General features: G+C 72.6%; 11 protein-coding genes. 6 read left to right on the plus strand and 5 right to left on the minus strand.

Annotated elements, in window-relative coordinates; genetic code table 11:
* Window positions 1-11: 11 nt before the first annotated feature.
* Together HYQ63_RS33175 and HYQ63_RS33180 are read right to left on the minus strand one after the other, a co-directional pair.
* The gene (locus tag HYQ63_RS33175) at window positions 12-1844 is read right to left on the minus strand and encodes a thiamine pyrophosphate-requiring protein (RefSeq protein WP_179937466.1); all 1833 of its coding nucleotides are present in this window, start codon (window positions 1842-1844) and stop codon (window positions 12-14) included.
* Between the two features lie 76 nt (window positions 1845-1920).
* Window positions 1921-2886, minus strand: a complete 966-nt coding sequence (locus HYQ63_RS33180) for a TIGR03557 family F420-dependent LLM class oxidoreductase (RefSeq protein WP_179937467.1) — start codon at window positions 2884-2886, stop codon at window positions 1921-1923.
* 236 nt (window positions 2887-3122) lie between these two features.
* On the opposite strand from HYQ63_RS33180, the gene HYQ63_RS33185 reads away from it, so the two are divergent.
* Window positions 3123-3986 carry a SigB/SigF/SigG family RNA polymerase sigma factor gene (locus HYQ63_RS33185; RefSeq protein WP_179937468.1) on the plus strand — a complete coding sequence of 288 codons (864 nt, stop codon included), beginning with the start codon at window positions 3123-3125 and terminating at the stop codon, window positions 3984-3986.
* Here the strand turns inward: HYQ63_RS33185 and HYQ63_RS33190 are convergent.
* A complete protein-coding gene (locus tag HYQ63_RS33190; RefSeq protein ID WP_179937469.1) occupies window positions 3983-5221 on the minus strand; it encodes a PAS domain-containing protein in 1239 nt (412 codons plus the stop codon). The two genes, HYQ63_RS33185 and HYQ63_RS33190, sit on opposite strands and share 4 nt — an antisense overlap.
* Window positions 5222-5345: 124 nt before the next feature.
* Here HYQ63_RS33190 and HYQ63_RS33195 point away from each other — a divergent pair, with 124 nt between their 5' ends.
* The 5 genes from HYQ63_RS33195 (at window position 5346) to HYQ63_RS33215 (ending at window position 10839) form a co-directional block, all read left to right on the plus strand.
* Window positions 5346-6089, plus strand: coding sequence for an ANTAR domain-containing response regulator (locus tag HYQ63_RS33195; protein WP_179937470.1), 744 nt, complete (start codon window positions 5346-5348; stop codon window positions 6087-6089).
* A gap of 131 nt (window positions 6090-6220) precedes the next feature.
* Complete coding sequence (locus tag HYQ63_RS33200) at window positions 6221-7441, plus strand: aminotransferase class I/II-fold pyridoxal phosphate-dependent enzyme (protein ID WP_179937471.1); 1221 nt, start codon at window positions 6221-6223, stop codon at window positions 7439-7441.
* A gap of 58 nt (window positions 7442-7499) precedes the next feature.
* Window positions 7500-8606: an MBL fold metallo-hydrolase gene (locus HYQ63_RS33205; protein WP_179937472.1), complete on the plus strand. Its 1107-nt coding sequence runs from the start codon at window positions 7500-7502 to the stop codon at window positions 8604-8606.
* Between the two features lie 72 nt (window positions 8607-8678).
* Window positions 8679-9746: a nitrous oxide reductase family maturation protein NosD gene (locus HYQ63_RS33210; RefSeq protein WP_179937473.1), complete on the plus strand. Its 1068-nt coding sequence runs from the start codon at window positions 8679-8681 to the stop codon at window positions 9744-9746.
* A 31-nt stretch (window positions 9747-9777) separates the two neighbouring features.
* Window positions 9778-10839, plus strand: coding sequence for a methyltransferase (locus HYQ63_RS33215; protein WP_373689170.1), 1062 nt, complete (start codon window positions 9778-9780; stop codon window positions 10837-10839).
* Window positions 10840-10909: 70 nt separating this feature from the next.
* Here the strand turns inward: HYQ63_RS33215 and HYQ63_RS33220 are convergent, their stop codons facing one another.
* On the minus strand, window positions 10910-11626 hold the full coding sequence (locus tag HYQ63_RS33220) for a class F sortase (protein ID WP_257232300.1): 717 nt from the start codon (window positions 11624-11626) through the stop codon (window positions 10910-10912).
* A 105-nt stretch (window positions 11627-11731) separates the two neighbouring features.
* Window positions 11732-12280 carry a hypothetical protein gene (locus tag HYQ63_RS33225; protein WP_179937474.1) on the minus strand — a complete coding sequence of 183 codons (549 nt, stop codon included), beginning with the start codon at window positions 12278-12280 and terminating at the stop codon, window positions 11732-11734.
* Between the last annotated feature and the right edge of the window lie 295 nt (window positions 12281-12575).

Raw genomic sequence — 12575 nt, forward strand, 5'->3', positions numbered from 1 at the left:
CGCACCCGGGCTCATGTGGCGTCGCCGTCGGCCTTCTTGCCCTGGCCGTGGGAGCGGTGCGACCGGTGCGGCAGGAACTCCTGCACCTTCGCCTTCAGCCCCTGGCGCACCATGCCGGTGCGGTCCGGGTCGCCCTTGACCATGGATTCGAGCGTGGCCTCCATCTGCTCCCAGGTCGCGTGCGGCGGGATCGGCGGCACGGCCGGGTCGGTCAGGAACTCGACGCACACCGGGCCGTCCGCGCTCAAAGCCTCGCGCCACGCCTGCTCGACCTGCTCGGGCTTCTCCACCCGGATGCCCTTCAGGCCGAGGGATTCGGCGAACCGCGCCGCGGACACGTCGGGGATCTCCTGCGAGGGCAGGAACTGCGGCGCGCCGCCCATTGCCCGCATCTCCCAGGTCACCTGGTTGAGGTCCAGGTTGTTCCAGACGCCGATGATCAGCCGCGGATCGTCCCACGCGTGGCGGTACTTGGCCGCGGTGATCAGCTCCGCCATGCCGTTCATCTGCATCGCGCCGTCCCCGACGAGCGCCACCACGGGCCGGTCCGGCTGGGCGAACTTGGCGCCGATCGCGTACGGCACGCCGCTGCCCATGGTGGCCAGGGTGCCGGACAGGGAGCCGCGCATCCGGCCGCGCATCCGCACATGGCGCGCGTACCAGTTGGCGACGGAGCCGGAGTCGCAGGTGAGGATCGCGTCGTCGGGGAGCAGCGGGTTCAGGCAGTGGGCCACGTACTCCGGGTTGATGGGGTCGGCGCTCACCTCGGCGCGCTGCTCCATCACCTCGTCCCAGCGCCGTACGCCCGCCATGACCTCGTCCTGCCAGTCGCGGGACTCCTTGCGACGCAGCATCGGCAGCAGCCGCAGCAGCGTCTCGCGGGCATCGCCGACCAGGTTGACCTCGTACGGGTAGCGCATCCCGATCATGTGCGGGTCGAGGTCGATCTGCACCCCGCGGACCTTGCCGAACTCCGGCAGGAACTGGGTGTACGGGAAGCTGGAGCCGATCGTCAGCAGGGTGTCGCAGTCGCGCATCAGCTCGTACGAGGGGCGGGTGCCCAGCAGTCCGATGGGCCCGGTGACATACGGCAGGTCATCGCTGAGCACGTCCAGCCCGAGGAGCGCCTTGGCGATGCCCGCGCCGAGCGTGTCGGCCGTCTGCCGCACCTCGGCGCGCGCTCCGGCGGCGCCCTGGCCGACCAGGATGGCGACCCGCTCGCCCGCGTTCAGCACTTCGGCGGCGCGTTCCAGCGCGCTGCTGGAGGGCACCGCGGACCAGCCGCTGCGGTCCAGGCTGGAGGGCACCATCTTGAACTCGTGGGTGGGCGGGGTGTAGTCCAGCTCCTGGACGTCCGCCGGGATGATCACGGCGGTGGGGGCGCGCCGGGCGTAGGCGGTGCGGATGGCCCGGTCCAGGACGTTCGGCAGCTGCTCGGGGACGGTCACGGTCTCCAGGAAGTCGGAGGCGACGTCCTTGTACAGGCTGTGCAGGTCGACTTCCTGCTGGTACGAGCCGCCCATCGCGCTGCGGTGGGTCTGGCCGACCAGCGCCACCACCGGGACGTGGTCCAGCTTGGCGTCGTACAGCCCGTTCAGCAGGTGGATGGCGCCCGGTCCCGAGGTCGCCGCGCAGACGCCGAGCCGTCCGCTGAACTTGGCGTAGCCGACGGCCTGGAACGCGGCCATCTCCTCGTGCCGGGCCTGGATGAACCGGGGTTGGTTCTCCGCCCGCCCCCAGGCGGCGAGCAGTCCGTTGATGCCGTCGCCCGGGTACCCGTAGACATGGTCGACGCCCCACTCGCGCAGCCGGGCGAGGACATAGTCGGCGACTTTGGTGGTCATAGTCGGTCACTCACTCCTGTGGGGTGCTCGGAATTGCTCACTGGGCAGGGGGTGGACAGGACAGGCGGTGCGGGTCTCAACCGGCCAGCTGCGGCAGCACCTTGGTGCGGTAGAAGTCGAAGAAGCCGCGCTGGTCGGGCCCGATCTGGTTGACGTAGACGGTGTCGAACCCGGCCTCGGCGTACGCGGACAGCGCGCCGATATGGGCGTCGACGTCGTCGCCGCAGATGACCTTGCGTGCGGTCCGCTCGGGCGTGATGAGGTCGGTGGCCTGTTCGAAGTGGGCCGGGGTGGGCAGCGTCGTCAGCAGCTGGCCGGGCAGCGACTCGACCGCCCACAGCCGGTGCGCGGTGCGCAGCGCCTCGTCGGCGTCCGGGCCGAAGCACACCTTCAGACCGCCGCGTACGGGCTTGTGGTTGCCGCTCGCGCCGCTGCCGCGCCGGAACCGCTCCACCAGCTCCGCGTCGGGGGCCATGGTGATGAAGCCGTCGCCGACCCGCCCGGCCAGCGCGCAGGCGGCCTCCCCGAACGCGGCGATGTCGATGGGCACCGGCTCGTCGGGGACCGTGAACAGCCGGGCGTTCTCCACCGTGTAGTGCTTGCCGTGGTGGTTGACCCGGTGCCCCTCGAACAGCTGGCGCATCACCATCACGGCCTCTTCCAGCATCTCCAGCCGGACCGGGGCCGGGGGCCAGCGGTCGCCCAGCACATGCTCGTTGAGGGCCTCACCGCTGCCCACGCCCAGCCGGAACCGGCCCTCCAGCAGGACCGCGCTGGTGGCCGCCGCCTGGGCGACGACGGCGGGGTGGATGCGGAACGTCGGGCAGGTGGCGGCGGTCTGCACGGGCAGCGAGGTTGCCTGGGCCAGGGCGCCGATCACCGACCAGACGAACGAACTCTGGCCCTGCGCCTCGTTCCAGGGGTGGTAGTGGTCGGAGATCCACAGCGAGGTGAACCCCGCCTGTTCCGCCATCCGCGCCTGCTCGATCAGCTCGGCGGGGCCGTGTTCCTCGGCGGCCAGGAAGTAGCCGTACTCGGTCATCGGACCCTCCTCCACGAGCGCGGATGCGGTGCCACGGGTAACCGGCGCGAAGGGAAGAAAACACGGGAAGAACCTCGTTTGGCAGGGTCTCGGACGGGCACGCGACCCTTAGTGCTTCGGCCCGGAGGCACGCCACGGGAGCAGCTCGGCTGCGACAGGCGTGTCCTCAGTGGTCGCCACATTTGTCCGATTTGCTCCCACGGTGACACACCATAGCCCAAGGGAGGCGCGGGCGCATGACAGCCGTACGAGCACACCCCCGGCAGACACACACCCGGCAGGCACATCACCGGCAGACTCACCCCGGGCAGGCACATCACCGGCAGCGCCGGCATTCGCACGACGACGCCCCCGACACCACCGCCGAGTTCCGCCGCATCGCCTCCCTGCCGGAGGGCCCGTCGAAGGAGGCCCTGCGCCAGGACGTCGTCCGCGCCTGGATGCCGATGGCCGAGCGGCTGGCCGGGCAGTTCCGCAACCGGGGCGAGTCAGCCGAGGATCTGCGGCAGGTCGCCATGCTCGGCCTGGTCAAGGCCGTCAACGGGTATGACCCGGACCGCGGGACGGCCTTCGAGGGCTACGCCGTGCCGACGGTGGTCGGCGAGGTCAAGCGGCACTTCCGGGACCACCTGTGGGGCCTGCACGTCCCGCGCCGGGTCCAGGAACTGCGCAACCGGGTCCGTACGGCGGTCCAGGAGCTGACCCGCTCCCCGGACGCCCGCACGCCCAGCGTGGCCGACGTCGCCGAGCACACCGGGCTGAGCGAGGAGGAGGTCCGGTCCGGCATGGAGGCGCTGGAGAGCTACAGCGCCCTGTCCCTGGACGCCGAACTGCGGGGCGCCGACGACGGATACGCGCTCGTCGACACCCTCGGCTCGCCGGAGCCCTCCTACGACCTCGTCGTCCAGCGCGAGGCGCTCAAACCGTGCCTGCGCGCCCTGCCCGAACGCGAACGGCGCATCCTGTACCTGCGGTTCTTCTGCGACGAGACGCAGGGCCGCATCGCCGACCGCATGGGCATCTCCCAGATGCATGTCTCCCGGCTGATCAGCCGCACCTGTGAGCGCCTGAGCGAGGAAGTCGACGCGGAGGCCGCCTAGGCTTCCCGGACCCGGGGGCGGCTGAGGGCCAGGGCCATGTGGCGGGAGACGCGGTCCGCCGCCCCCGCCTCCGCCATCTCGAAGGCGCTCCGCCCGCCCGTACGGAACAGCGTGAGCGCCCCGAGGACCGGGGACGTGGGCGAGACCCGCAGCGGGATGCAGAGCAGCGAGGTGACCTCCTCCCGGACGAGCACGGGCGCGCCCGTGGCGTCCCGGCCGAAGGCGTTCGCGTCGGGCGGGCTCACCCGCAGGGCCGACACCCCGTCATCCAGCGCGTCGGCCACCAGCGGGCAGCCCGCCGGGTCCTGTTCGGCCAGTGACGCCGTCCGCTCACCGGCCGCCTCCGGCGGGCCGAGCGCCACCATCCGGCGCGGTGCGCCGGTGCCGTCCTCGGCCAGGTCGGCGATCACCCAGTCCGCGAACCGGCCGTGCAGCAGCTCCGCCGCCCGCCCGAGCACCTCCTCCGGCCCGCCGCCCGCGAGGGTGACCCGCAGCAGCGCCGTCGCCATGTCGTCGACCAGATCCAGCAGCTCGGCATGGCGCGTCACCTCGGCCAGGTCCGGTTGCGCGAGCACCCCGTCCACGGCGTCCTTCCCGTCCCTCCCGCTCTTCCTCCTGTCCTTCCCGGCGGCCCTCGGCGGCGGGAGCGTGGCCGAGGAGGTGGTCACCGGGGTGTCGCGGTCCGGCTGGAAGGCGGCCAGCACCGCGGGCTGCGGTTCGCCCGGCGGGCGCAGGGCCGCCAGCGTCACCCGCAGCGAGCCGTCCGGCCCCGGCTGCGACAGGTGCACGGTCAGGCTGCGGCCGCCCTCCCCACGCGCCACGGCCGCGACCTGCGACCGCAGCGCCGCCTGCCCGTCGCGGCGCAGCGACGACGTCAGCGGGCGGCCGGTGGCGTACCCGGCGCGGGTGTTGAACAACTGGGTCGCGGCGAAGTTCATACGCCGTACGACGGACTCCCGGTCCAGCAAGACGACGGGAATCGGCAGCCGCTGGAACAGGGCGCGCAGCAGCTGCTGCTCATGCGGGTCGGCCCGGCCGCCCGAGGGGCCCCGGCTGGCCGCGGCCAGCTCCTCGTACCGCGGCCACAGCACGTCGACGACGTGCTGGAGCTCGAAAAGAGCGGCGTCCAGCAGGGACAGCCGCTCCAGGGAGGGCAGCGCCCTCGCTGATCGCAATTCATCGACACGTCTGCGGAAATCCGTGAGTTCCGCACCAAAATCCTGCGCCCGGGACATGCGCTAACGGTAGCCGGACCGGCTGCGCAGCACCCGCCCGGTGTTGTTTTCCGCGCAAGGCAGCGGGAAGCCGACCGAATAGGACCTCTGCGACCTCTACCGAAGGAAAGGACCGGAGTCGGCGATGCCCGAACGCGCGTACAGCCGTCCGCAGTGTCAGACCGAAGCCCCGTCGCTCGGCCGGGGCCTCGCGGAGCTGGCGGAACAGGCCGCCTCGTGCACTCCGGCCAGCTGCGGGGCCACCGCCACGGCGCTCCTTCCCCAGGACGCGCCCGTCGGCGCGGAGGACGACCGGACGATCGCCGCCACCCATCCCGATCTGTCGGCGCTGGTGTCGGTGCAGATGCTGTCGGGTGAGGGGCCGATCCTGGCGGCCCTGGACACCGGCCGCCCGGCGGGCGCCGACGATCTGCTGCACGATGTGCGCTGGCCGCAGTTCCGGGCGCGGGCGCTGGACGCGGGCGTGCGGTCCAGCGCGACGCTGCCGTTCGAGTGCGACGGGCTGACGGTCACGATCTCCGTCTACGGCCTGCGGCCCGGCGCGCTGGAGAAGTCAGCCCAGGGCACCACCGAGCTGCTCGGTGACCTCGCGACGGAGAGCCTGGCCCGGGACCGCCTCTACCGCGACGCCCTCGCCCAGGTGGACCAGCTGGACGCCGCGCTGCGGTCGCGTCCCGTGGTGGACCAGGCGTGCGGGATCGTGATGTACGTGCTGGGGTGCGACGCCGACCGCGCCTTCGACCTGCTGCGCCGGACCTCGCAGCGGACGAACCGGAAGCTGGTGGATCTGGCCGAGACGGTCGTACGGACCCGCGGCCGCGGTCTGGAGCGCCGGCTGATCGCCCTGGACCAGGACGACTCGTCCTGACCGTCCCCCGGTCCTGAACGTCCCGCCGCCCGGGTGTCGCCCCGCGCCGCCGCCACCGCGGATCTGCGAAGGTGGACAGCGTCGGCACACGTGCGTACACACACGTGCACACACACGAAAGGTGTGGGCGAATGCAACGGCAGTGGACCGCACCGGCCCCGGCCGACCGGGAGGACGGCGGGCTGCCGGTCCTCCCGGAGCTGGCCGCGTGCTTCGCGGCGGCCGCGGACCGGGTCGCGCCGGAGCCGGTCGGCGGCTCCGCCGACCTGCGCACGGCCGCCTGCGAGTACTGGTCGCGGCGCGGGCTGTGGACCGACCCCGCGCACATCGTGGCCGCCCCCGGCGCCGAACCGCTGCTGCTCGCGCTGCTCGCCTCGGCCCCCGGCGGCGACGTCCTGCTGCCCCGCCCCTGCGCCGCCTGGTACGAGCCGCTGGTGCGGCTGGTGGACCGGCGCGGCCACCACGCCCCCGTACCGGCCGAGTGCGGCGGGCTGCCGGATCCGTTCGCGCTGCTGGAGACCGTCCGCCGGGTGCGGGCCGAGGGCGGGGTGGCGCGCATCCTGCTGCTGTCCGTCGCCGACGACCCGACCGGCACCGTGGCCCCGCCCGAGCTGCTGCACGAGGTGTGCGAGGCGGCGGTGGCCGAGGGGCTGCTGATCGTGAGCGACGAGACGTGGCGGGACACGGTGCACCATCCGCACGGCACGGTGCTGCTGAGCCCCGCGGAGATGTGCCCCGAGGACGTGGTCGTGCTCACCGACCTCGCGGGCGCCTTCACCCCGGCCGGCTGGCCCGCCGCGGTGGCCCGGTTCCCGGCGACCGAGCGCGGCGCGGAGCTGCGCGCGCGGGTGCTGTCCACGCTCACCGCCGTACGGGGCGAGCTGCCCGCGCCGGTCTCGGTGGCCGCCGCGTACGCGCTCACCGAGCCCGAGCCGGTCCGCGCCCGGATGACCGCCGCCGCCCGCGCGCACGGGGCGGTGGCGGCCGCGGCGTACCGGGCGCTGACCGCCGTCGGCGCGCTGTGCCGCCCGCCGCAGGCCGGGCGCCAGCTGTATGCGGACCTCGACGAGCTGCGCGGGGTGCTCGCCGCCCGCTCCCTCACCGATTCGGTCGAGCTGGAGCGCGAACTGGCCGGGCGGCTCGGCCCGGCGGTGGCCGGTGGCCACCGGTTCGGGGACCCGCCGCACACCCTGCGGGTCCGGCTGGCGACGCTGCCGCTGCTCGGGGCGTCGGACGAGCTGCGGCTCGCCGCGCTGGCCGCCCCGGATCCGCTGGAACTTCCGCATGTGGCAGAGGAGTTGGCCGCCTTCGAGACGGCCTTCCGCGACCTCGTCAGCACCGAGGCGCCGTAAGCCGTGACCGGCAGGCCGCGCAAGCGGCCGTGAAGCGACCGCGAAGGGAGCGCACCGCATGACCGACCAGGCCGAACCCACCGAAGCGGGTGAGGGCCGCGGCACCTCCCGGTCGCCCCTGCCGCCGCGGCCGCACCCTGCGGGGCATCCGTCTCCCGCCGCGTCCTCTCCCGTCGCGGCGCCGCCGCCGCTGTCCGCCCCGCGCCCGCTCGGCGAGGTCCGCACCTGGCCGCGGTCGTTCGTCCACCGGCTCACCTCGCCGCTGCCCGGGGTGCGCGCCCTCGCCCGGCTGGCCCGCGAGGGGCGGCTGCGGCCGCCGGTGGACACGCTGCGCCAGATCCCGGACCTGCCCTTCGCGCCCGGTCCGCTGCCGCCGACCGGACCCGCGCAGGTGGCGCTGACCTGGGCCGGGCACGCGAGTTGGGTGCTGCGGATCGGCGGGCTGACCGTGCTCACCGACCCGGTCTGGGCCCGCCGGATCCTCGGCACCCCGGCCCGGGTCACCCCGCCCGGGGTGCGCTGGGAGGACCTGCCGCCCGTCGACGCGGTGGTCATCAGCCACAATCACTACGACCACCTGGACGCGCCCACCCTCAAGCGGCTGCCCCGGGCCACGCCGCTGTTCGTCCCGGCCGGGCTGGCCGGGTGGTTCCGGGCGCGCCGGTTCACCCGGGTGACCGAGCTGGACTGGTGGGAGGCGGCCGAACTGCCGGGCGCGGGCGGCCCGGTCCGCTTCGACTTCGTCCCCGCGCACCACTGGAGCAAGCGCACCCTGACCGACACCTGCCGCTCGCTGTGGGGCGGATGGGTCGTCACCGCGCCCGACGGGCAGCGGGTGTACTTCGCGGGCGACACCGGCTACGGCCACTGGTTCCGGGAGATCGGCCACCGCTACCCGGGCATCGACCTGGCGCTGCTGCCGATCGGCGCGTACGACCCGCGCTGGATGCTCCGCCCGGTGCACACCGATCCCGACGAGGCCGTACGGGCGTATCAGGACCTCGGGGCGCGGGCGCTGGTCCCCATGCACTGGTCGACGTTCCTGCTCTCCGCCGAACCGCCGCTGGAGCCCCTGCACCGGGTCCGCGCTGCCTTCGAGGCGACGGGCCGACCCCGCGAGGAGCTGTGGGACCTGCCGGTCGGCGGTTCCCGGGTGCTCGAGTAGGACGATCAGGGCGTACGTAACAAGGAGGGGCATAAGTGGCGAGTGGTGAAAGTCGCTCATAACTTCCTGTTCATGCGCACATTCAAGCTTCGCTACCTCGCGGGCCTCACGGCCGCCCTCGCCATCGAACTCACCCAGCTGCCGGGCGCCCACGCCGCCCCGGCCCCCACCGTGCACACCGTCAAGCCCGGCCAGTCGATCCAGGCCGCGGTGAAGGCGGCCAGGCCCGGCGACACCATCCAGCTGCGGGCCGGTGTCTACCGGGAGAACGTGCAGATCACCAAGGACCGGCTGACCCTGCGCGGCGTGGGCCGGACGACCGTCCTCACCGCGCCCGCCAAGGCGTCGGCCAACGCCTGCGGCAAGGCCGGACACGGCGTCTGCGTCACCGGTACGGCCCAGCGCCGCGTCAAGAATGTCCACATCCGCTCGCTGACCGTCACCGGCTTCCCCAAGAACGGCATCTGGGGCTCCCGCACCGTCCGGATGGACGTACGCAACACCCTCGCCGAGAAGAACGGCCAGCAGGGCATCGGCCAGCAGCTGTCCACCCGCGGGGTCTTCCTCCGCAACATCTCCCGCAACAACAAGGAATCGGGCATCTTCCTGGCGAACACCGTCGACGCCGAGGGCGGCGCCACCGACGCCAAGGGCACCCTGGTCGCCGGGAACCGGCTGACCGGCAACCGGATCGGCGTCGTCGTGCGCCGGCTGCGGAACCTGACCGTCGAGCAGAACACCGTCACCGGCAACTGCGGCGGGGTGTTCGTCGTGGGCGACGAGTCCAAGCCGCGCGCCGGGGACCTGACGGTGGCCCACAACGCCGTCCACGCGAACAACGCCTACTGCGCGCCCAACGCCCGGCTGCCGTTCATCCAGGGCGCCGGCATCGTGCTCACCGGCACCGAGACCACCCGGGTGACCGGCAACCAGGTGCACGACAACGTCGGCACCTCGCCCATGTCCGGCGGCATCGTGCTGTTCAAGAGCGTCGTCGGCATCGCGAACAGCAAGAACGCCATCAGCCGCAACGTGCTCACCGGCAACAAGCCCGCCGACGTGGCCGACCGGGACAAGGGCCCCGGCAACACCTTCACGGGCAACGTCTGCACGCTGTCCGTGCCCACCGGCCGGTGCTGAGCGGCGACGCCATGACCAGAGAGGCGACGCCATGACCACCACCGCCACTCCGCCCCCCGGCACGGCACCGGACGGCGCGGCCGCGCCCCAGGCGGCGGCCATGCAGCTGCGGGAGATCGCCTTCGGTGCCGCCCGGGCCGCCGCCGTACGCGCCGCCGCCCGGCTGCGCGTCGCCGACGCGCTGGGGGAGCAGCCCACCTCCATCGGGGAACTCGCCGCCACGGTGGACGCCGAACCCGACCCGCTGCGCCGTCTGCTGCGGGCCCTGGCCTGCTGCGGGATCTTCGCCGAGACCGACGACGGCCGCTTCGTCCACACCGACATGTCCCGGCTGCTGCGCGAGGACGCCCCGCGCAGCCTGCGGTACATCTCCCTGTGGTGCACCGAGCCCTGGACCTGGGAGGCCTGGCCGCGGCTCGACCGGGCGGTGCGCACCGGCGGCATCGTCTTCGACGACCTCTACGGCAAGGACTTCTTCGCGTATCTGCACGAGGACGCGCCCGAGTCGGCCGAGGTCTTCGACCGGGCGATGACCACCTCCAGCCGCCAGTCCGCGGCCGATGTCGCGGCCTTCGTCGACCTCGACGGCATCAAGGAGGTCGCCGACATCGGCGGCGGCCAGGGCCATGTGCTGGCCAGCCTCCTGGAGAAGCGCCCCGATCTGCGCGGCACCCTGCTGGACCTGCCGCAGGTGGTGGCGGGCGCCGATCCGCGGCTGCGGGACGGCGGCGCGCTGGCGGAGCGGGCCACGCTGGTGCCGGGCGACTGCCGCCGGGAGATCCCGGTCCGGGCCGACCTGTACATCATCAAGAACATCCTGGAATGGAACGACGAGAACACCCGCCGCACGCTCGCCAATGTGGTCGCGGCCGCGCGGCCGGGTGCCCGGGTCCTCGTCATCGAGAACCTCATCGACAACAGCCGCTCCTCGTTCACCACGGCCATGGACCTGTTCCTGCTGCTCAACGTGGGCGGCCGCAAGCACACCACGGACAGCCTGGTGGCGCGGATGACCGAGGCCGGGCTGAACGTCACCGAGAGCCGTCCCGTCAACTCGTATCTGCACGCCATCGACAGCACGGTGCCCGGCTAGCCGCCGGTGCACGCAAACGAACGAAGGTGCCCGCGCCGTGCGCGGGCACCTTCGTGGTTCCGGCGGGGACTCAGGCCCAGCGGAACGAGCTGAGATGGGCAAAGGCCACCACGTTCGCCGTGTAGTCCTTCGCGGTGTGGTCGTACGCACCGCCACAGGTGATCACGCGCAGCTGGGCGTCGTTGGTGTCCCCGTAGACCTGCTGGTCCGGGAAGTCCTTCTTCTTGTACGTCTGCACCTTGTCGACGACGAACGTGGCGAGGATGCCGTCGTCGCGGGTGACGGTCACCTTGCTGCCCGCCTTCAGGGTGTTGAGCATGGAGAACACCGCGGGGCCGGTCTTGGTGTCCACGTGTCCGGCCACGATGGCGTTGCCGCGCTCACCGGGGGAGGGACCGGCCTTGTACCAGCCGACGAGGTTGTTGTCGGTGTCGGGCGGCGGGATCAGGGTTCCCTGGCGGTCCAGCGACAGCGCGGTGAACGGGGCGCTCACGCCGAGCGAGGGGATGTCCAGCTGGTTCGGGGTCGACCGCGGCAGCGCGGGCCCGGGCCGGGACGCGGGCTTGGCCGCCGGCTCCTGCGAGTCGGACCCCTCCGGGGGCACCTCCGCCGTCTCCGGCTGCGAATCCGCCTCGGACGCGGTGGCCGCGGGCGAGGCCGGTGCCACCGAGGAGGACTGGGAGGACGCGTCGACCGAGTTGTAGATCAGGAAGACACCGATGAGAGACGCCGCCGCGGCCCATCGGAGCGTGCGGGTGTTGCTGTCAGTACCGCCCTGTGTGCCCATGCGGGTGTTCGCCTTTCTCACAGCGCCCGTTCGTGGCGCTGCCGTGGCACCTCCGCCGAAGCGAGCGGTGGTGCCACGGCAGCACGGGTTTCAGAAGCGTCAGGCTCAGATCGCGGTGCCGGACGGCTTGCGGCGACGCAGAGCGTAGGCGCCGGCGCCGAGACCACCGAGGAGCAGAACCGAACCGGCGGCCATGCCGCTGCCCGTGGTGGCCATGCCGCCACCACCGGTGTGGACACCGCCCTTCGGCTTCTCGTGGCTCTTCCAGGACCCGCCGTCCCAGTCGCCCTTCTTGCCCGACCAGTCGTGGTGCTCGCGGGGGTCCTCGTCCTTGCCCTTGCTGGACCAGTCGTGCTCCCGCGGGTCCTCGTCCTTGCCGCTGCTGCCGCTGTCGGACCAGTCGTGGTGCTCGCGGGGGTCCTCGTCCTTGCCCTTCGGCTCTTCCTTGGCGGGGTCTTCCTTGGGGTCCTTTTCCTTGTCCTTCCAGGAGCTGCCGCTCTGACCGTAGCCGTCCTCGGAGGACTCCTGGCTGCTCGAGTACCCGCCGTGACCGCCCGGGTCCGAGACGTCGGCAGCGAACGCGGCGGCGGGGGCGCCCAGGGTCAGGGTGGCGGCAATCGCCGCCCCGGCGAAGAGTGCGCGAGTAGATCGCATGAGTCATTCCTTCCGGCACCGGCGCGATGACTGACTATTTGCCAGACAAAGGGATCGCGTCGGCGTCTTAACCACCGTCAGCGAAGAGTGGCCCGGCTGCCACCCGACGCGGCCAGCAAATCGGACGGATGTAAGCCCTCCGGGTGGAGTTCCGGCCATGGATCACTCCTTTGCCGCGCGAACGGGCTGATGGTCATTCATCTGATTGGCCGACAGGCTTTTCGGTGCTCCGTCGGACGGCTTCCCCCAAAACGCCGGAACCGGCTTCCGCGTATGCGGCAGCCGGTTCGAAAAC

Source organism: Streptomyces sp. Rer75, from assembly GCF_013414305.1.
Taxonomy (GTDB): Bacteria; Actinomycetota; Actinomycetes; order Streptomycetales; family Streptomycetaceae; genus Streptomyces; species Streptomyces himastatinicus.

Excerpts from the sequence above, each read along its gene's own strand:
- HYQ63_RS33175 (WP_179937466.1), bottom strand. The coding sequence starts at position 1,844 with ATGACCACCAAAGTCGCCGACTATGTCCTCGCCCGGCTGCGCGAGTGG.
- HYQ63_RS33180 (WP_179937467.1), bottom strand. The coding sequence starts at position 2,886 with ATGACCGAGTACGGCTACTTCCTGGCCGCCGAGGAACACGGCCCCGCC.
- HYQ63_RS33185 (WP_179937468.1), top strand. The coding sequence starts at position 3,123 with ATGACAGCCGTACGAGCACACCCCCGGCAGACACACACCCGGCAGGCA.
- HYQ63_RS33190 (WP_179937469.1), bottom strand. The coding sequence starts at position 5,221 with ATGTCCCGGGCGCAGGATTTTGGTGCGGAACTCACGGATTTCCGCAGA.
- HYQ63_RS33195 (WP_179937470.1), top strand. The coding sequence starts at position 5,346 with ATGCCCGAACGCGCGTACAGCCGTCCGCAGTGTCAGACCGAAGCCCCG.
- HYQ63_RS33200 (WP_179937471.1), top strand. The coding sequence starts at position 6,221 with ATGCAACGGCAGTGGACCGCACCGGCCCCGGCCGACCGGGAGGACGGC.
- HYQ63_RS33205 (WP_179937472.1), top strand. The coding sequence starts at position 7,500 with ATGACCGACCAGGCCGAACCCACCGAAGCGGGTGAGGGCCGCGGCACC.
- HYQ63_RS33210 (WP_179937473.1), top strand. The coding sequence starts at position 8,679 with ATGCGCACATTCAAGCTTCGCTACCTCGCGGGCCTCACGGCCGCCCTC.
- HYQ63_RS33215 (WP_373689170.1), top strand. The coding sequence starts at position 9,778 with ATGACCACCACCGCCACTCCGCCCCCCGGCACGGCACCGGACGGCGCG.
- HYQ63_RS33220 (WP_257232300.1), bottom strand. The coding sequence starts at position 11,626 with ATGGGCACACAGGGCGGTACTGACAGCAACACCCGCACGCTCCGATGG.
- HYQ63_RS33225 (WP_179937474.1), bottom strand. The coding sequence starts at position 12,280 with ATGCGATCTACTCGCGCACTCTTCGCCGGGGCGGCGATTGCCGCCACC.